This is a genomic window from Roseovarius indicus, from assembly GCF_008728195.1.
In the GTDB taxonomy this organism is placed as follows: domain Bacteria; phylum Pseudomonadota; class Alphaproteobacteria; order Rhodobacterales; family Rhodobacteraceae; genus Roseovarius; species Roseovarius indicus.
Map to the genome: position 1 here is coordinate 4038191 of NZ_CP031598.1, position 18883 is coordinate 4057073.

The 18883-nt window shown below is 64.7% G+C and carries 21 protein-coding genes; 10 read left to right on the plus strand and 11 right to left on the minus strand.

Going from position 1 to position 18883, the window contains the following annotated elements:
- Positions 1-2 precede the first annotated feature (2 nt).
- Positions 3-395 carry a cytidine deaminase gene (locus RIdsm_RS19525; RefSeq protein WP_057818064.1) on the minus strand — a complete coding sequence of 131 codons (393 nt, stop codon included), beginning with the start codon at positions 393-395 and terminating at the stop codon, positions 3-5.
- Between the two features lie 155 nt (positions 396-550).
- Between RIdsm_RS19525 and RIdsm_RS19530 the strand changes: the two genes are divergently transcribed.
- Both RIdsm_RS19530 and RIdsm_RS19535 read left to right on the plus strand, forming a co-directional pair.
- Positions 551-2830, plus strand: a complete 2280-nt coding sequence (locus RIdsm_RS19530; RefSeq protein WP_057818066.1) for an NADP-dependent malic enzyme — start codon at positions 551-553, stop codon at positions 2828-2830.
- A gap of 547 nt (positions 2831-3377) precedes the next feature.
- On the plus strand, positions 3378-5270 hold the full coding sequence (locus RIdsm_RS19535; protein WP_057818068.1) for a propionyl-CoA synthetase: 1893 nt from the start codon (positions 3378-3380) through the stop codon (positions 5268-5270).
- 67 nt (positions 5271-5337) lie between these two features.
- Here the strand turns inward: RIdsm_RS19535 and RIdsm_RS19540 are convergent, their stop codons facing one another.
- The 5 genes from RIdsm_RS19540 to RIdsm_RS19560 form a co-directional block, all read right to left on the minus strand.
- On the minus strand, positions 5338-5535 hold the full coding sequence (locus RIdsm_RS19540) for a CsbD family protein (RefSeq protein WP_057818069.1): 198 nt from the start codon (positions 5533-5535) through the stop codon (positions 5338-5340).
- A gap of 178 nt (positions 5536-5713) precedes the next feature.
- Positions 5714-6076 carry a curlin repeat-containing protein gene (locus RIdsm_RS19545; RefSeq protein ID WP_057818071.1) on the minus strand — a complete coding sequence of 121 codons (363 nt, stop codon included), beginning with the start codon at positions 6074-6076 and terminating at the stop codon, positions 5714-5716.
- A 46-nt stretch (positions 6077-6122) separates the two neighbouring features.
- Complete coding sequence (gene csgH / locus RIdsm_RS19550) at positions 6123-6536, minus strand: curli-like amyloid fiber formation chaperone CsgH (RefSeq protein ID WP_057818073.1); 414 nt, start codon at positions 6534-6536, stop codon at positions 6123-6125.
- A 79-nt stretch (positions 6537-6615) separates the two neighbouring features.
- On the minus strand, positions 6616-7122 hold the full coding sequence (locus RIdsm_RS19555; RefSeq protein ID WP_057818075.1) for a hypothetical protein: 507 nt from the start codon (positions 7120-7122) through the stop codon (positions 6616-6618).
- A 267-nt stretch (positions 7123-7389) separates the two neighbouring features.
- The gene (locus tag RIdsm_RS19560) at positions 7390-8157 is read right to left on the minus strand and encodes an NAD kinase (RefSeq protein ID WP_057818077.1); all 768 of its coding nucleotides are present in this window, start codon (positions 8155-8157) and stop codon (positions 7390-7392) included.
- A 168-nt stretch (positions 8158-8325) separates the two neighbouring features.
- Here RIdsm_RS19560 and glyA point away from each other — a divergent pair, with 168 nt between their 5' ends.
- Complete coding sequence (glyA, locus tag RIdsm_RS19565) at positions 8326-9633, plus strand: serine hydroxymethyltransferase (RefSeq protein WP_057818079.1); 1308 nt, start codon at positions 8326-8328, stop codon at positions 9631-9633.
- Positions 9634-9702: 69 nt separating this feature from the next.
- Entirely contained in the window at positions 9703-10593 is an 891-nt protein-coding gene (locus RIdsm_RS19570) for a DUF817 domain-containing protein (RefSeq protein WP_074940575.1), read from the plus strand.
- Here the strand turns inward: RIdsm_RS19570 and RIdsm_RS19575 are convergent.
- Positions 10532-10906 (minus strand): hypothetical protein, encoded by a 375-nt coding sequence (locus tag RIdsm_RS19575; protein ID WP_057818081.1) that lies wholly within the window; start codon positions 10904-10906, stop codon positions 10532-10534. The two genes, RIdsm_RS19570 and RIdsm_RS19575, sit on opposite strands and share 62 nt — an antisense overlap.
- A gap of 77 nt (positions 10907-10983) precedes the next feature.
- Between RIdsm_RS19575 and RIdsm_RS19580 the strand changes: the two genes are divergently transcribed.
- Complete coding sequence (locus RIdsm_RS19580; RefSeq protein WP_057818083.1) at positions 10984-11739, plus strand: alpha/beta fold hydrolase; 756 nt, start codon at positions 10984-10986, stop codon at positions 11737-11739.
- 411 nt (positions 11740-12150) lie between these two features.
- Here the strand turns inward: RIdsm_RS19580 and RIdsm_RS19585 are convergent, their stop codons facing one another.
- Entirely contained in the window at positions 12151-12393 is a 243-nt protein-coding gene (locus RIdsm_RS19585; RefSeq protein ID WP_057818085.1) for a hypothetical protein, read from the minus strand.
- A gap of 899 nt (positions 12394-13292) precedes the next feature.
- Positions 13293-13475, minus strand: coding sequence for a hypothetical protein (locus RIdsm_RS19590; RefSeq protein ID WP_057818087.1), 183 nt, complete (start codon positions 13473-13475; stop codon positions 13293-13295).
- 378 nt (positions 13476-13853) lie between these two features.
- Between RIdsm_RS19590 and RIdsm_RS30230 the strand changes: the two genes are divergently transcribed.
- On the plus strand, positions 13854-13997 hold the full coding sequence (locus RIdsm_RS30230) for a hypothetical protein (protein ID WP_160325867.1): 144 nt from the start codon (positions 13854-13856) through the stop codon (positions 13995-13997).
- A gap of 89 nt (positions 13998-14086) precedes the next feature.
- On the opposite strand, the gene lepA is transcribed toward RIdsm_RS30230, so the two are convergent.
- Positions 14087-15886, minus strand: coding sequence for a translation elongation factor 4 (gene lepA / locus RIdsm_RS19600; protein WP_057818089.1), 1800 nt, complete (start codon positions 15884-15886; stop codon positions 14087-14089).
- A gap of 148 nt (positions 15887-16034) precedes the next feature.
- Here lepA and RIdsm_RS19605 point away from each other — a divergent pair, with 148 nt between their 5' ends.
- Entirely contained in the window at positions 16035-16433 is a 399-nt protein-coding gene (locus tag RIdsm_RS19605) for a DUF2177 family protein (protein ID WP_057818090.1), read from the plus strand.
- Between the two features lie 68 nt (positions 16434-16501).
- Positions 16502-16780: an acylphosphatase gene (locus RIdsm_RS19610; protein ID WP_057818093.1), complete on the plus strand. Its 279-nt coding sequence runs from the start codon at positions 16502-16504 to the stop codon at positions 16778-16780.
- A gap of 27 nt (positions 16781-16807) precedes the next feature.
- Here RIdsm_RS19610 and RIdsm_RS19615 read toward each other — a convergent pair whose 3' ends face one another.
- Positions 16808-17713, minus strand: a complete 906-nt coding sequence (locus tag RIdsm_RS19615; RefSeq protein WP_057818095.1) for a LysR family transcriptional regulator — start codon at positions 17711-17713, stop codon at positions 16808-16810.
- A gap of 126 nt (positions 17714-17839) precedes the next feature.
- Here RIdsm_RS19615 and RIdsm_RS19620 point away from each other — a divergent pair, with 126 nt between their 5' ends.
- Both RIdsm_RS19620 and RIdsm_RS19625 read left to right on the plus strand, forming a co-directional pair.
- Positions 17840-18208: a hypothetical protein gene (locus RIdsm_RS19620; RefSeq protein WP_057818098.1), complete on the plus strand. Its 369-nt coding sequence runs from the start codon at positions 17840-17842 to the stop codon at positions 18206-18208.
- Positions 18209-18219: 11 nt separating this feature from the next.
- A complete protein-coding gene (locus RIdsm_RS19625) occupies positions 18220-18867 on the plus strand; it encodes a class I SAM-dependent methyltransferase (RefSeq protein ID WP_057818100.1) in 648 nt (215 codons plus the stop codon).
- The last annotated feature ends 16 nt before the right edge of the window (positions 18868-18883 follow it).

The window sequence follows — 18883 nt, forward strand, 5'->3', positions numbered from 1 at the left end:
GCTCAGTCTTTCGCCATGTGGCTCTGATCGAACGCCAGCGGCAGCAACTCCGCCAGCGTCACGGTCTTCTCGACCCCGGCCACCGTCGCCAGCGTCACCGGCACCTCCGCCCCGCCAAACTCCGCCAGCTTCTGCCGGCAGCCCCCGCAGGGCGTCACCGGCGCCGGGCTATCGGCGATCACCGCCACCTCGGCGATCTCGCCCTCGCCCGCCGCCACCATCGCGGCAATCGCGCCGGCCTCGGCGCATGTCCCCTCCGGATAGGCCACGTTCTCGACATTGCAGCCCACGAACACCTGCCCCGACCGGCTCCGAATGGCCGCCCCCACCTTGAACCCCGAATAGGGCGCATAGGCCCGTTCGCGCACCTTCGCGGCATCCTCGATCAATGACATCTGGCAACCTCTCCCATACCGCCGGCCAGATAAAGATTGCGCGCCATGAGCCCGATATGCAAGCTAGCCACGCGCAAATTGCCGCGTCGGAAGGCATCTTCTTGCACGCCGCAGAAAATGGTTTAGCACTAAACCAGATCGCGGGAGGGACCAGAATGACCGACACCCCCAAGGACACCCAGAACCAGGCGGCGCTCGCCTATCACCAGTTCCCCAAACCCGGCAAGCTGGAGATCCGCGCCACCAAGCCGCTGGCCAACGGCCGCGACCTGTCGCTGGCCTACTCCCCCGGCGTGGCCGAGGCCTGCCTCGAGATCAAGGCCGACGAGAAGGCCGCCAGCCTCTACACCGCCCGCGCCAACCTGGTCGGCGTGGTCTCCAACGGCACCGCCGTCCTCGGCCTCGGCAACATCGGCGCGCTCGCCTCCAAGCCGGTGATGGAAGGCAAGGCGGTCCTCTTCAAGAAATTCGCCAATATCGACTGCTTCGACATCGAGGTGAAAGAATCCGACCCCGAGCGCCTCGCCGAAATCGTCTGCGCCCTCGAACCGACCTTCGGCGCCATCAACCTCGAAGACATCAAGGCCCCCGACTGTTTCATCGTCGAGAAGATCTGCCGCGAGCGGATGAACATCCCCGTCTTCCACGACGACCAGCACGGCACCGCCATCGTCGTCGGCGCCGCCGCCCGCAACGCCCTCCATGTCGCCGGCAAATCCTTCGAGGAGATCAAGATCGTCTCCACCGGCGGCGGCGCGGCCGGCATTGCCTGCCTCAACCTCCTGCTCAAACTGGGGGTGAAACGCGAAAACGTCTGGCTCTGCGACATCCACGGCCTCGTCTACGAGGGCCGCGAAGAGGACATGAACCCGCAGAAGGCCGCCTTCGCCCAGCCCTCCAACCTGCGCACCCTCGACGACGTGATGGACGGCGCCGACCTCTTCCTCGGCCTCTCCGGCCCCAACGTGCTCAAGCCCGAGCATGTGGCGAAAATGGCCGACCGCCCGATCATCTTCGCGCTGGCCAACCCCACACCCGAGATCATGCCCGACGTCGCCCGCGAGGTCGCCCCCAAGGCCATCATCGCCACCGGCCGCAGCGACTTCCCCAACCAGGTCAACAACGTCCTCTGCTTCCCCTTCATCTTCCGCGGCGCGCTCGACGTGGGCGCAACCGAGATCAACGACGAGATGCAGATCGCCTGCGTCGAGGGCATCGCCGAACTTGCCCGCCACACCACCTCGGCCGAGGCCGCGGCGGCCTACAAGGGCGAGCAGCTCACCTTCGGCGCCGACTACCTGATCCCCAAACCCTTCGACCCGCGCCTCTCGGGCATCGTCTCCACCTCCGTCGCCCGCGCCGCGATGGAAACCGGCGTCGCCGCCCGCCCGCTCGACGATCTCGACGCCTACAAGCACCGGCTCGATGCCAGCGTCTACAAGTCCGCCCTGCTCATGCGCCCCGTGTTCGAGGCCGCCCGCACCGCTTCCCGCCGCATCGTCTTTGCCGAGGGTGAAGACGAGCGCGTCCTCCGCGCCGCCCAGGCCATCCTCGAGGAAACCACCGAACAGCCCATCCTCATCGGCCGCCCCGAGGTCATCACCACCCGCTGCGAACGCCTCGGCCTCGAAATCCGGCCCGAGCGTGACTTCAACATCGTCAACCCCGAGAACGACCCCCGCTACCGCGACTACTGGGGCAGCTACCACGCCATCATGAAACGCCGCGGCGTCTCGCCCGATCTCGCCAAGGCGATCATGCGCACCAACACCACCGCCATCGGCGCGGTCATGGTCCACCGGGAAGAGGCCGACAGCCTGATCTGCGGCACCTTCGGTGAATACCGCTGGCACCTGAACTACATCTCGCAGGTGCTCTGCTCCGATGGCTGCCGCCCGCAGGGCGCGCTGTCGATGATCATCATGGAAGACGGCCCGCTCTTCATCGCCGACACCCATGTCAACATCTTCCCCTCGCCCGAACAGCTGGCCGAAATCGCCCTCGGCGCCGCCCGCCATGTGCGGCGCTTCGGGATCGAGCCGAAAATCGCCTTCTGCTCGCAATCGCAATTCGGCAACCAGGGCAGCGATTCCGGCACCCGCCTGCGCGAGGCGCTCGACCTGCTCGACAGCAAGCCCCGCGATTTCGCCTATGAAGGCGAAATGAACGTCGACACCGCGCTCGACGCCGACCTGCGCGAACGCCTCCTGCCCGACAACCGGCTCGAAGGCGCGGCCAACATCCTGATCTTCTCGAATTCCGATGCCGCCTCGGGCGTGCGCAACATCCTGAAAGCCAAGGCCGGCGGGCTCGAGGTTGGCCCGATCCTCATGGGCGTCGGCAACCGCGCGCATATCGTCACCTCGGGCGTCACGGCGCGTGGTCTGCTCAACATGGCGGCCATCGCCGGCACGCCGGTGGCGCATTACGGATAAATCCCGAAAAACAAATGCCGCAGCGCAAGGGCTGCGCTGCGGCGTCGGGATGGGGAACTGGGGGTCTTACTTGTTGGTCGGTTTGGTGCCGGGTTTCGCCGGCTTTTGCTTCTTGTCGCCCATGGCAACAGCATCCTGTGATGATCGGTCCGGCACCACGCCGGGCCGTATCTGAACGATAGGCCCGCCCGCCCCCCGAATCTGAGATGTTTTCGACATGGCCCATGTCGGAAATCTCTCTGAGCGGAAAAGCTCCGTACGCTGTCCGCCCTTTCCCGCAACGGCACCCGCATCGTGGTAACTTGGTCCAACGCGGCGCCCCGTCCGCCGCCACATGATTCGCTGCCTCGATTCTGCAAATTTTTGCAAACATCATGCGAAAAGTCGGCCGGGTTGAAAATTTTTAAGACTTTGCAAAAGTTTGCAAACAATTTCGGCCGAAAACTGCAAATCCTGTGCGGTAATCTGCCACGTATCTCATCGTCACTCTTGCCGCAGCGGCAGCGTGTCCCTTAACACGGATACCAACGGAGCGGAGGAGAATACGATGGGATACAAAGAGGTCTATGACAGCTGGAAACAGGACCCCGAAGGGTTCTGGATGCAGGCCGCCGAAGGCATCGACTGGGAGGAGAAACCGTCGAAGGCACTCTTCGACGAGAACGCCCCGCTATACGAATGGTTCTGCGACGGCAAGGTCAACACCTGCTTCAACGCGCTCGACCGCCACGTCGCCGCCGGCAACGGCGACCGCACGGCGATCATCTATGACAGCCCGATCACCGACACCAAGGAAGAGATCAGCTACGCCCAGCTGCTCGACCGCGTCGCCTCGCTGGCCGGCGCCTTGCAGAAACAGGGCGTCGAAAAGGGCGACCGCGTCATCATCTACATGCCGATGGTGCCCCAGGCGCTCGAGGCGATGCTGGCCTGTGCCCGGCTTGGCGCCATCCACTCGGTCGTCTTCGGGGGCTTCGCCGCCAACGAGCTCGCCGTCCGCATCGACGATGCCAAGCCCAAGGCGATCATCGCCGCCTCCTGCGGGCTCGAGCCGGGCCGCGTGGTGCAGTACAAGCCTCTCTATGACGGCGCCATCGAGCTGGCCAAGCACAAGCCCGACTTCTGCGTCATCTACCAGCGCGAACAGAACCCGGTCGAACTGACCGAGGGCCGCGACCATGACTGGTACGGCTTCCAGGAAGGCGTCGAACCCGCCGACTGCGTGCCCGTAGAGGGCAACCACCCGGCCTATATCCTCTATACCTCCGGCACCACCGGCGCCCCCAAGGGCGTCGTCCGCCCCACCGGCGGGCACCTCGTGGCGCTGAACTGGACCATGAAGAACGTCTACAATGTCGACCCCGGCGACGTGTTCTGGGCCGCCTCCGACGTAGGCTGGGTCGTGGGCCACAGCTATATCTGCTACGCGCCCCTCGTCCACGGTAACACCACCATCGTCTTCGAGGGCAAACCCGTCGGCACCCCCGACGCCGGCACCTTCTGGCGGGTGATCTCCGAGCACAACGTGCGCAGCTTCTTCACCGCCCCCACCGCCTTCCGCGCCATCAAGCGCGACGATCCCAAGGGCGAATTCGTCAAGCAATACGACCTCAGCTGCCTGCGCGCGCTCTACCTCGCCGGCGAACGCGCCGACCCCGACACGCTCAACTGGGCGGCCGATCAACTGGGTGTGCCGGTCGTCGACCACTGGTGGCAAACCGAAACCGGCTGGCCCATCACCGGCATCCCCGTCGGCATCGAGAAGATGGAGATCAAGATCGGCTCCTCCGGCGTGCCCTTCCCGGGCTACGACATCGACATCCTCGACGAGACCGGCCAGCCCCAGGCGCCGGGCACCCTTGGCGCCGTGGCGATCAAGCTGCCGCTGCCCCCGGGCACCCTGCCGACCCTCTGGAACGCCGAGGACCGCTTCCGCAAGTCCTACCTCAATACCTACAAAGGGTATTACGAAACCGGCGATGCGGGGATGATCGACGAAGACGGCTATCTCTACATCATGGCCCGCACCGACGACGTCATCAACGTCGCGGGCCACCGCCTGTCGACCGGCGGCATGGAAGAGGTGCTGGCCAGCCACCCCGACGTGGCCGAATGCGCCGTGATCGGCGTCACCGACCAGCTCAAGGGCCAGCTTCCGGTGGGCTTCGTGTGCCTCACCAAGGGCGTGAACCGCCCGCACGAGGAAATCACCGCCGAATGCGTCAAGCTGGTCCGCGACCAGATCGGCCCGGTGGCGGCCTTCAAGCTGTGCGTGGTCGTGGATCGCCTGCCCAAGACCCGCTCGGGCAAGATCCTGCGTGCCACCATGGTGAAAATCGCCGACGGGCAGGAATTCAAGCTGCCCGCCACCATCGACGATCCGGCCATCCTCGACGAGATCAAGGATGCGCTCGGCACCATCGGCTACGCCAGGGCCTGAGACAAACAAAAGGCGGCCCCGCGGGGCCGCCGAAACTCGTAAAAGATACCTCTGTCGCGTCTGAAATTCAGACCTGCTTGGCGAACTCGTCCGCTTCGCGCTCGGCTTCTTCCTTGGCGTAGCCGTAACGCTCCTGAAGCTTGCCGACGAGCTGCTGACGCTGGCCAGCCGCTTCGTCGAGCTCGTCATTGGTCAGCTCGCCCCAGCGTTCCTGTGCCTGGCCTTTGAGCTGCTTCCAGTTACCTTCGATTTGATCCCAGTTCATGGCTTTCCTCCATTGCGTTGATGATCGCTGCGTCTTGAAGGCCAACGTCATCTCTGGCGGAAAGGTTCCGCCCGATCCGGGTCATTCCGGCGGCGCGCGGCGGCTTTCGGCGCAAAGGGCCCGGAAGGGTGCGAAACCGTACAGGAAATTCAGGGTTTCATCGGCAAGGCCAAGCCTTTCACCACGTCACGACAAGCGCGCCGCCCGGCCCTTCACCGTGCTGGTCGACCACCACGTCGGTGTCGTTGCCGCGCTGAATGACGGTCGCCCGCTTGTTGTTGCCCCGCTGCCGGACGGTCGCACCGTTGTTGTTGCCGGTCTGCGTGACATTGGCGCGGCTGCCCTGTGCCGTCCAGCGGCTGCCCGAGCTTTTCCCCCAGCCCGAGGCCTGGCCACTCTGCGCCCAGCCCGTGTTCTGGCGGGCCTGCCCGTACATCTGATTGTAGTTGGTGATCCCGACCGTGCGGTCGCTGGGGTCGGCGGTGGCGATGCCGGCGCAAAGCGCAAGACCGGCGGCGAGGGGAAGCATGAAACGGGGCATGGGGTATCTCCTGCTGGGTATCTGTTCGAGGGCCGTGGTATTCAGGTCAAAGCTCGGTCGCGTCCGCCGCCGGGCGGCAGCGCAGGCGCTGGCCGTTCACGGTCAGCTCCAGGTCGGCGGTGTAAGACTGGGCGGTGCCGCCCATCGTGGCCTCGCCGAGGGTGACAGTGCGGCCGGCCCCGACGGTGAACTCACCGCCCTGGTCGATCACCGACTGCCCGCCGCTGCTGGTCTGGCGGATGCTGAGGGCATATTCGCCCGACACGTCACGCTCTGCGGTGACCTTGCCGGTGATCTGAACCGTGTCGCCCAGGTCGCGGGTGACGACGGCGCATCTCAGGCCGTCGGCCGTGGCATAGGCGGTTTCGTGGGCCTCACCCTGTCCGACAAAGGCGCCGAAGGCAGTGGCCGATCCGGCGGCCAGTATGGCGAGGGCGGCTGTGGGAAGCTTGCGTTTCATCCTGTTGTTCCTTTCCGGGTTGGTGGGCCGGGCCCGCGCCGGGGAATGGCGCGCGCCCTGCCTTGTGTGACCTGAGGGGTCAGTCCTGAACGATCACCGAGACGTTGCCGCGGCCGGTCTGGCGCGAGGTCGCGTGGTTGCCGTTGCCGGTCTGGATCACGCCGACGGCGTTGCAGTTACCCGACTGGTCGACGTCCGCCGTGTGGTTGCGCCCGAACTGGGCGACGCCGGCGATGTTGCAACGGCCCGACTGGGTGGTGATGGAGTTGTTGTAACGCCCCTGCTGCCCGGTCACCGAGCGGTTGTTGCGCCCGATCTGGCCGGTCACCGCGTCGTTCATGCGGCCGGATTGTTCGACCGAAACGCTGTTCCGGCGACCGTCCTGCGTGTGGATCGACAGGTTGCTGCGGCCACGCTGGGTGACGCTCAGGCGGTTGTAGTTGCCGCCCTGCGATGCGCCGATGCTGTGGTCGCGGCCATACTGGCTGATCGACACGCGGTTGCTGTCCGCGAAGGAGGTCGTGGCCGCGCCGAGGCCGATCAGAAGGGCGAGAGCGGCGGTCTTGATTTGATATGCGTTGGTCATTGTCCGTGTCCTTTCAGACGAAGCGTTTGAATTTCTGGCGGGCCAGCGCTGTGCCGCGTTGGCCTGTGACAAACGATGGGGCCGGTGGGCCGAGACAGGCAATAACCGGGGGCGGACATGGGATAACCATGCCATTGCTATCCGATAACAATGGGTAAAATTCAGATTTTTCAGTGGGTTGCCGAAAGGCGCCGATTTGGCCGCCTCGGCAGAAAAAAGGGCGCGCCCCTTGCGGCCCGCCCCTGCCCACTCCGGTGAGGGCCGGAATTACTCGAACTGTTCGCGGATCAGGCGCTCTTCCAGCCCGTGACCGGGGTCGAAAAGGATTCGGTGCGCGATGCTCGGCTCCGACCGGATCACCACCCAGACCACGTTTTCCACCCAAAGGCTGTCGGCATCGGCCATCACCGGCCGCTTCTTGGCATCCAGCACGTCGAACCGCACTTCGGCCGACTTGGGCAGAAGCGCCCCGCGCCAGCGCCGCGGCCGGAATGCCGCCACCGCCGTCAGCGCCAGCACATCCGACCCGATCGGCAGAATCGGCCCGTGGGCGGAATAGTTGTAGGCGGTCGACCCCGCCGGCGTCGCCAGCAGCGCGCCGTCACAGACCAGCTCGGCCAGCCGCAGCCGCCCGTCGATGGTGATCTTCAGCTTCGCCGCCTGCGGCCCCGCCCGCAACAGCGAGACCTCGTTGATCGCCAGCGCCTTGTGCAGCTTGCCATCGACGGTCTTGGCGGTCATCGACAGCGGGTTTAGCACCTCTTCCTGCGCCTCCGCCAGCCGGCCCATCAGGTCACTCTCGCTGTATTCGTTCATCAGAAAGCCGACAGTCCCCCGGTTCATCCCGTAGACCGGCGCGTCGAGGTTCTGGGTCCGGTGCAGCGTGTGCAGCATGAACCCGTCCCCACCAAGCGCCACGATCACGTCGGCCTCGGCCTCGTCGGTCTGCCCGAACCGCTGGATCAGGGCCGCGCGCGCCGTCTGGGCGACCGGCACATCGCTGGCGACAAAGGCGATCTTGAAATCCTTGGCCATGAGATAGGTTTCCGATGCGCCTTTTTATTGGCTCTTACGATACGCGTGTCTCCGGTGTTGCGCGGAATATGCCGGTACTGCAAGGGGTTTTGTCGCTTTACCACCTTTCAACCAAACCCCGTTTCCGATAGGAAATCACGCCAAGTGCAATCGGACGGAGTCAACACCATGCCGCACGACGGAAACCAGCCCTTTGAGGGCAAAGACTTTTTCACCCAGTCCCTCGCCGAGCGCGACCCCGAGATCGCCAAGGCCATAGAATCGGAACTCGGCCGCCAGCGCGACGAGATCGAGCTGATCGCGTCCGAGAACATCGTTTCGGCCGCCGTGATGGAGGCGCAGGGCTCGGTCCTGACCAACAAATACGCCGAAGGCTACCCGGGCCGCCGCTACTATGGCGGTTGCCAGTATGTCGATATCGCCGAAAACCTAGCCATCGAACGGGCCAAGCAACTCTTCAACTGCGGCTTCGCCAACGTGCAGCCCAACTCCGGCTCCCAGGCCAACCAGGGCGTCAACCAGGCGCTGCTGCAGCCGGGCGACACCATCCTGGGCATGAACCTCGCCTCGGGCGGCCACCTCACCCACGGGGCGGCCCCCAACCAGTCGGGCAAATGGTTCAACGCCGTGCAATACGGCGTCCGCCAGCAGGACAATCTGATCGACTACGACCAGGTCGAGGAACTGGCGAAAGAGCACAAGCCGAAGATGATCATCGCCGGCGGCTCGGCCATCCCGCGGGTCATCGACTTCGCCCGCTTCCGCGAGATCGCCGACATGGTCGGCGCCTACCTGCATGTCGACATGGCCCACTTCGCCGGCCTCGTCGCCGCAGGCGAGCACCCCTCGCCCTTCCCGCATGCCCACATCGCCACCACGACCACGCACAAAACCCTGCGCGGCCCCCGTGGCGGCATGATCCTCACCAATGACGAGGACATCGCCAAGAAGGTCAACTCGGCCATCTTCCCCGGCATCCAGGGCGGCCCGCTGATGCACGTCATCGCCGCCAAGGCCGTGGCCTTCGGCGAGGCGCTCCAACCCGAGTTCAAGACCTACATCAAGCAGGTCCGCGCCAATGCCGACGCGCTGGCCGACCAGCTGATCAAGGGCGGTCTGGATATCGTCACCGGCGGCACCGACACCCACGTCATGCTCGTCGACCTGCGCCCCAAGAAAGTCACCGGCAACATCACCGATGCCGCGCTTGGCCGGGCCCATATCACCACCAACAAGAACGGCATCCCGTTCGATCCGGAAAAGCCCACCGTGACCAGCGGCATCCGCCTCGGCACCCCCGCCGGCACGACCCGCGGCTTCAAGGAGGACGAGTTCCGTCAGATCGCCGACTGGATCGTCGAAGTGGTCGACGGGCTGGCCGCCAACGGCCCTGACGGCAACGAGGCCGTCGAGGCGAAGGTGAAAGGCGAAGTCATGGCCATGTGCCAGCGCTTCCCGCTCTACCCCAACCTCTGATCCGGGTTTATCCCCGCTAACCGGGCCGCGGCGCTGGACATACCGGCGCCGCGGCCTTCTTATGTCGCCATGACGACAACCCGCCGGATAGAGCGCCATCTCGGCGACTGGATGCGCGCCCGCCTGCCCGGCTGGGCGGCCGAGCTTGTGATGTTCCTGCTCAAGATGGGCTGGTCCGGCCTCTTCGGCCTGTCGCTTCTGGTGGCGATCATCGGCACCAAGCTGATCTGGTCCGACGCCATCCCGCTCTTCCGCTACGATCTCCTCGTCATCGTGGCCCTCGGCCTTCAGGCCCTCTTCCTCGCCCTCAAGCTCGAAACATGGGAAGAGGCCCGCGTCATCGCCCTCTTCCACCTCACCGGCACGGCGATGGAGTTCTTCAAGGTCCACGCCGGATCATGGAGCTACCCGGAACCCGGTTTCTTCAAGATCCTCGGCGTGCCGCTCTTCTCGGGCTTCATGTATGCCAGCGTCGGCAGCTTCATGGCCCGCACGATCCGCGTCTTCGACATGCGCTTCGCCCCCTACCCGCCCTACTGGATGACCATGTGGCTCGCCGTGGGCATCTACGTGAATTTCTTCGCCCACCACTTCCTGCCCGATATCCGCGTCATCCTCTTTGTCGCAACCGTGGCTCTCTTCCTGCGCACGCGCATCTGGTACCGCATCGGCGACAACCTCTACTGGATGCCCCTGCCGCTGGCGGCGTTCCTGTCGGCAATCTTCCTGTGGGTGGCCGAGAATATCGGCACGATGACCGGCACATGGGTCTATTCCGGCCAGGCACGGCTCGAACTGGTCAGCTTCGGCAAGCTCGGCTCGTGGTACCTGCTCCTTTACGTGGCCTTCGTCACGGTCACGCTGGTCGTCCGCCGCCCGCTCTCGCCCGTTCCGCTGGTCAGAGAGGACCTTGCCACCGCACCAGAGCCACGACCAGCCCGCCCAGAAGCAGCAGGTTGAACACCACAACCGCCAGCCATGTCAGCAGCGCGTTGCGCCGCGCCTCGGCCCGGTCGAACCGTTTCAGATGCCCGGTGATGGTGTCGAAGGCCCGATCGGTTTCCACCGGGTCGGCCAGCCGCGCAAGCTTGGGATGACCAAGCAACCGCTCCGTCTCGATCAGCGTCTTGCCCGCCCGGCGCTGTGCTTTCGGCAACCGCCGCCCTGCACGCGAAAGCCGGGCCTTGAGGCTCTTGCCCCGCACGCCCAGCCGCGCCTGCAGCATCTCGCTAAGGCCCTCGGCCCGCTGGTGAAACTTTGCCGTATCGATCATCCGCAACGTCCTAGCGCAACCGCGCGACGCACTCAACAGGGCTGGCGAACGGCGCCCGTCTGCGCTATCGCTCGCCCATGCTGACCTATATCGAACACGGGCAACCGACCGACAAACCCGGCCTGCTGATCGCCCACGGCCTCTATGGCTCGGGCCGCAACTGGGGTGTCGTCGCCAAGCGGCTGGCCGACGAACGCAAGGTCGTCGCCGTCGACATGCGCAACCACGGCCAAAGCCACTGGTTCGAGAGCCACACCTACACCGACCTCGCCGAAGATCTGGCCGAGGTGATCGGTCATCTCGACGGACCCTATGACGTGCTCGGGCATTCCATGGGCGGCAAGGCGGCGATGACGCTGGCCTTGACCCAGCCGGACCTTGTGAACCGCCTGATCGTCGCCGATATCGCGCCGGTCAATTACAGCCACACGCAGGCGCATTACATCGACGCGATGAAGGCGGTCGACCTCTCGGCCATCGAGCGCCGCTCCGATGCCAAGGAACTTCTGGCGCCCCATGTCGACGACCCCGACCTCGTCTCGTTCTTCCTGCAATCGCTGGACGTGAAGAACAAGGAATGGCTCCTCAACCTCGACACGCTCGCCGCCGAGATGGGCCATATCATGAGCTTTCCCGACCTTTCGGGCAGCTACGAAGGTGACGCGCTGTTCCTGACGGGGGCCGAGTCCGACTATGTCGGTCCAGAGCACCGCGAGACGATCAAGGGCTTCTTCCCGAAGGCGCGTTTCGCCAAGATCCCCGGCGCCGGGCACTGGCTTCACGCCGAGAAACCACGCGAATTCGAGGCGGCCGTCCGCACCTGGCTGGGCTGAAGATAACGGGCCGGTAGGTCGGTTTTGTGAAAGCCTCGATACCCGTTTCGTGGAAAAACCACGCGACGTGATCACCAGGGCGCAGGGTCCTGTCCTCGACCGAAACATCCCGAGACATAAAATGGGCGGCGGTGGGCTCCTCCTCCACACCGCCACCCCTTGCCCTTCCGCAGAAGGGCGTCGTCACCCGGGTGTCCAGTATCGACGGGTGACACCAGGACCAAAGCACGCGGCACGATCCCGGCACGTTCATCTGCGAGCCGCCGGGCCGGGGGTCCCCACACCCGACCGTGGCATAAGCCCGCGACCTGAACGCCAGAAGCAACATGGCGGCCAATCAGTTCCTAGTAAGGTTAACCTTACCCAACGGAAACGACCACCACTTTGATCTAGGTCAGGTCATCGCGGAAATCATTCGATCCCGAGAATTTCCATCGCCTTGCCCAGCTCCTCGACCGAGGCGGCATGATCGCCGGCCTTGTGCAGTTCTTCACCTTCCGCGCGGAGGGCCTTCACTTCGGTCAGCTCCGCCTCGCTCAACTCGGTCCCGCTGGCAAGCGCCTCGTCGATCTTGGCCATATCGGCGGGGCAATGATTGGCCAGCGCCGGGGCCGCGGCCAGCATCAGGGCAGCAGCGAATGCAAAGGGTTTCATGGCAGTCTCCTCTCTCAGTGGGGTGACGCAACGGTAACCTGATTCCCGACATCCAGACACCGCCCGCGTGCCGAAGCGCGGAGTTCCGCCGTCCGACATGCGGAATTACCATAAGTTGGGAAATCCGCGTTCCACGCCGCCAGATGTTGTTGAATAGGCGCCACGCCCAGTGTATGTCTCGACCCACAGGTGCAACAGACGCGGTAGCATCAAGACGGCGGGACCCGATTGCCATATGGCTCGGGTCCCGTTTGCCTTGGGAGCACCAAGAAAATGAAAAGGCGTCAGGTGCTCAGACGCGGTCCTTGCATCGCGGTTCCGGTCGGATGACCTTCCCCGCACCCTGACGCCCGCTGGTCGTCGCGCCCCTAAGGGTCTGTCGGCCAGTTTGCCTCCGGCCTCGCGGCCATCAGCGTGCCTCCGGCGTTGCCGCCTTCGGCTGCCACGGCGACCAGCCCCTGGGGGCATCGCGGTCTGACGTGGCCTGCTCAGAACCCTGAAATGGTCACTGCGATCCGAACGGCTGCGAAGCTACTCATCTCGCTGCGGCCATGTCATGAACCCTTGCGAAGAGGCCGTTAAACCAAGGGCTCGCGCCCCAGTCTCGTCTCCCTCCGCGCCGGCTCCGGGGGGCCTTTGCGCGCCGTCCGGTCTCTGCTGATCCCGTCCGGTAATAAAACTGTTACGCGGGTCCGTGAGTCGCGCAAGAAAATAGCACTGCAGCATAGAAAAAAGCTGTGGATTAAACGGTTGATATCCTTGCAGGAAATCTGTGGATAACGGCGAATTTCCTTTATTCCCGGCTGGTTTGCGCGGGGATAAATTAACGCAGCGTCATGTTGATGCCACAGCGCACCATTCTGCACCTGCAAAGGGCATTCACACCGAATCCCAACGGTTCAGGACAATCCGCGCAACTGCTTTGCGACGAACCACGACACCGGGAAGGCCGCGACGAACCCGATGCCGGCGCCGACGAGAATGGGCACAAGCGTGTCATAGCCCATCGTCAGCGCCGCGATGACAACGCTGCCGGCAATGGTAGAACCGATGAAGAGGTGCAGGATGATAAACAGCCACATGGGGGTCTCCAATCAAAGCGCGGTCCCTTTATGCAAGCATAACCCGCCCCCGCACAAAGCGCCTTGACCTGGGTCAGGTGTGACCTTCGGCAGATCGCCGCGCACTGTCGGCGCTGAAGGGGCCGGACAGGTGTCTGACCCTCTCTATCGGCATTTCCCTGCCGACCGCACCCCGCCGATTTTGCAATCCAGCGCACCAGCTACATATCGCAGGGTCAAGATCGCAAGGAGGTTCGAGATGACACGACTGATGCTGGCCCTGCCCCTGATCGCCGCCCTCACCGGCTGCGCGACGACGGAAGGTTTCGTACAGGACGTCGAAGACGTGACCAACGCCGTGATCCGCTAACCGCCCCAATCCCCCGAAAGGAGCCCCCGATGACCCGCAAGTTCTGGACTGCCCTGGCAATCACCTGCACCCTGCCCGTTCTGTCAAGCTGTGCCCCCCTGATCGGCGCCGGCGCCGTCGTTGCCGCGGACGAGATTGCCGAACAGGAAAACAACGACGAAGGCCTTTTCTGAGCCCTCAACGACCGACCGCAAAACGTGGCGCCTTGAACGAGGCGCCACGCAGGCCGCATCCACCACTCACGTGCATTAAATTCTGACGCTCAGCCGTCCATTTTCAGCGCCGAGATGAACGCTTCCTGCGGAATCTCGACCTTGCCGAACTGGCGCATCTTCTTCTTCCCGGCCTTCTGCTTTTCCAGCAGCTTCTTCTTCCGGGTGATGTCGCCGCCGTAACACTTGGCCGTCACGTCCTTGCGCAGCGCCGACAGCGTTTCGCGGGCAATCACCTTGCCGCCGATCGCCGCCTGGATCGGGATCTTGAACATGTGGCGCGGGATCAGATCCTTGAGCTTTTCGCACATCGCCCGCCCGCGCATCTCGGCCCGGTCGCGGTGCACCATCATCGACAGCGCGTCGACCGGCTCGTCATTCACCAGCACCTGCATCTTCACGAGGTTGTCGGTGCGATACCCCTCGAGTTGGTAATCGAAAGAGGCATAACCCTTCGTCACCGATTTCAGCCGGTCATAGAAGTCGAAGACCACCTCGTTGAGCGGCAGGTCGTAGACCGCCATCGCCCGGCCGCCAACGTAAGTCAGGTCAAGCTGGATGCCCCGGCGGTCCTGGCAAAGCTTCAGCACGTCGCCCAGAAACTCGTCCGGCACCAGGATCGTCGCCTTGATGCGCGGCTCCTCGACGTGGTCGACATGGGTCATGTCCGGCATGTCGGCCGGGTTGTGCAGGTCGATCTGCGTGCCGTCCTTCATATAGACGTGGTAGATCACCGACGGCGCCGTGGTGATCAGCTCGATATCGTATTCGCGCTCGATCCGGTCGCGCACCACTTCGAGGTGCAAAAGCCCGAGGAACCCGCAGCGGAACCCGAAGCCCAAAGCGGCCGAGCTTTCCATCTCGTAGCTGAACGACGCATCGTTCAGCGCCAGCTTCTCGATCGCATCCCGCAGATCCTCGAACTCGGCCGAATCCACCGGGAAGAGGCCACAAAAAACCACCGGCACCGACGGGTTGAAGCCCGGCAGCGGCTTCTCGCAGCCCTTCTTCTCGGTCGTGATCGTGTCGCCCACCCGCGTGTCGCGCACCTGCTTGATCGACGCGGTGATGAACCCGATCTCGCCCGGGCCCAACTCGTCGACCACGGTCATCGCCGGGCGGAAAACGCCGATCCGTTCAACGTTGTAGACGGCGCCGGTCTGCATCATCTTGATCCGGTCGCCCTTCTTCATGACGCCGTCCATGATCCGCACCAGAACGACGACGCCCAAGTAAAGGTCGTATTTACTGTCGACCAGCATCGCCTTGAGCGGCGCGTCCCGGTCGCCCTTGGGCGGCGGCAGATCGCGGATGATCGCCTCCAGCACCTCACGGATGCCCTGCCCGGTCTTGGCCGACACCGGAATGGCCCCCGACGCGTCGATCCCGATCACGTCCTCGATCTGCTCGGCCACCCGGTCGATATCGCTCGCCGGCAGGTCGATCTTGTTCAGCACCGGGATCAACTCGTGATCGGCGTCGATCGCCTGGTACACGTTCGCCAGCGTCTGCGCCTCAACCCCTTGGGTACTGTCCACCACCAGAAGCGAGCCCTCGACCGCACGCATGCTCCGCGACACCTCGTAAGCAAAGTCCACGTGGCCGGGCGTGTCGATCAGGTTGAGCACGTATTGCTCGCCATTGTCGGCGGTATAGTCGATGCGAACCGTGTTGGCCTTGATGGTGATGCCGCGTTCCCGCTCGATATCCATCGAGTCGAGTAACTGCTCCTTCATGTCGCGTTCGGCCACCGTATCCGTCATCTGGATCAGGCGGTCGGCCAGCGTGGATTTCCCGTGGTCGATATGCGCCACGATAGAGAAATTGCGGATGTGCGAGAGCGGTGTCATGACGTTGGGATATGAGGCGGATTGCAGTTAGGGTCAAGGTGGGTTGAACGGGTTGCCCCCCTCCAGGCGCCGATTGACGCCACGCGCCCCCGGCCCACCATGGACCACCCGCAGCCTCGCCCTACCTCCTTGCCGAAAGGAGACCTCCATGCACGCCCTCTGGCTCTATCTCGTCACCGCCGTGATTTTCTTCGGGCTCGATTTCCTCGGCCTGCGCTACCTCGTGAAACCCGTCTTCGAACGCCACGCGGGTGAGCTTCTGGCCGAAAGCGTGCGCATCGGCCCCGCCTTCGCCTTCTACGCGGCCTATGTCGCGGGGCTTGTCTACCTTGTCTCTCTCCCCGCCCTGCGCGCGGGCCAGCCGGGCATGGCCCTGCTCAACGGCGCGGTCGTGGGGGCGCTGGCTTATGGCACCTACGAATTCACCAACCTCGCCACGCTCAAGCACTGGTCGTGGCAGATGGTGGCGACCGATCTCGCCTGGGGCACCGCGCTGACGGCGGTCTCGGCCTGGGCGGGCGTCTTGGCGGTCAGCCGCCTGTCGTGAATTTCCCTTGGGCGATTCCCGCCCCGCCCTGTGCTATACTTCCCTGAAAACCGCCAGGGAGGGCTGCCATGTCTGACACGAAAGCCATTCACGCCCGGATCGAAGGCCGGGTGCAGGGGGTCTCGTTCCGCGCCTGGACGCAGATCGAGGCCAAGACGCGGGGCCTGACCGGCTGGGTCAGGAACGAGGCCGACGGGGCGGTGACCACGCTGATGGCAGGCCCCGTGGCCTCTGTCGACGAGATGCTGCGCGAACTGAACCACGGCCCCCCGGCGGCGGTCGTCCGCTCGGTCGAGGTCAGCGAGGCCGACTGGCAGGGTGGAAACGGGTTCGAGATCCTGCGCTGAGGGCGACCCCATCGGGCGACGCGCAAGCTACCGCTCACCCCGCCCCAAACCCGCAAAGAACTCCGCCAGCAGGTCATAGACCAGCCTGATCCGCCGTGACGTGTGCAACTCCCGGTGGCTCACCAGCCAGACCGGAAACCGGATGGGCTCCATCTCCGGCAAAAGCGGCTCCAGCCCGGGCACACCCTGTGCGACGTCATCCGCCATGATCGCGATGCCGAAGCCCTGCCGCACCAGTTCCCACGCCACGACCCCGCTTTCCGAGCCGACCCGCATATTCGCCGCCGTTATCGGTATTCCCATAGGCGCAAGGAAGGCGATCATCTCGTCCGCGTTGCCGAAACTCACGAAATCATGCGAGGCCATGTCCGCCGGGCTGCGCGGCCGGCCCCGTGCCTCCAGATAGCTTGTCGCCGCATAAGGCCGCGCTGTCGCCTCCTGCACCAGCCGCGCGGTCAGGTCCGCCTGCTCGGGGCGCACGTGCCGCACGGCGATATCCGCCTCCCGGCGGAGCAGGTCGCGAATGTCGTTCGCGGCCACGAGATCCACCTCGATCCCCGGCGCCACCCTCCTGATCTGTGCCACCGCCGGGGGCAGCACGTGCAGGCACATGATATCGGTCGCGGTGATCCGCACCTGCCCCTCCACCGCCTGCGACGCGCCCGACGCGGTCAGCGAAATCCGCTGCGCCGCCGCCCCCATCTCTCGGCAATGTTCCAACAGATCCAGCCCCGCCTTGGTCGGCATCAGCGACCGGCCCGCCCGTTCGAACAGCGTCACCCCCAGGTCCGCCTCCAGCGCCGCAACCTGCCGGCCCAAGGTCGGTTGGGTCTGACCCAAAGCCCGCGCCGCGGCCGAGAACGACCCCTCCTCGGCCGTCGCCCAGAAGGCCCGGATCTGGTTCCAGTCAAATGAGATCGCCGCCCAATTCATGCATTTTTGCATATCATGGCTACGGATTTAGGCAATTCCTCTTTCACCAGCGCATGGGTATCTCGCCCTCATCCAGACAACAGGGCCCGGCACCACGCCCCGTCCGCAACGAAAAGAGAAACCAGAATGAATACTCTGAAAATTACCTGCCTCACCGCCCTCATCGCTCTCGGCACCGCCTGTTCCGGCACCGGCGCGCGCTACGCGCCCGTCGTAGACGGTACGCGCAACGCCAACTTCGCCACCGATCTCGGCGCCTGCCAGGGGCTTGCCCGCAGCCAGCCGGTGATGAATGGTGATACCGGCAACGCCGTGCTCGTGGGGGCCGGGCTGGGCGCGGCGCTCGGGGCCGCCGACGATGATGGCGACGCAGCCGGCGGCGCAGTGGCCGGAGCGCTGGGGGGAATGCTCGCCGACACCGTGAAGACCCCCGACGAGCGCAAGGCCATCGTCGTCAACTGCATGCGCCAGCGCGGCCACAAGGTCGTGGGGTAAGGGAGATGGAAATGATCGGATCGAAACCCTTCTGGGACAAGCAGGCCGCGCGCTATGCCAAAAGCCCCATCGCCGACGAAGGCGCCTATGCCGAAACGCTCGGCCGGGTGCGCAGCTACCTGCGCCCCGCCGACCGGGTGCTGGAGCTGGGCTGCGGCACGGGCACCACGGCGCTGAAACTGGCTGACGCGGTAGCTCATGTCACCGCCAGCGACATCTCGGGCGAAATGGTCCGCATCGGGCGCGACAAGGCCAGGCAGCAAGGCGTCACGAACGTTGATTTCGTCGCGGCAGAACCAGGCGATCCTGTGTTGCAAAAGGGCGGCCCCTACGACGTGGTGATGGCCTTCAACCTGCTCCACCTGATCGAGGACATGCCCGCCGTCTTGCGCGAGATGGCGGAACTGGTCCGCCCCGGCGGCCTCTTCATCTCCAAGACCTTCTGCCGCCCCGGCCCGGGCGAGGCGAATTTCGAATACCGGATGACCCGCCTCGCCCTGCCCCTCATGCAACTGGTGGGCAAGGCGCCCCACGTGGCCTTCATGCCCGTCCAGACCCTCGAATCCGAGATCGAGGCGGCCGGCCTGAAGATCATCGAAACCGGCAATTACCCAGCCCGCCCGCCCCGCCGCTTCATCGTGGCCCGCAAACCCGAGTAAGGCCCAAGCCGCAGGG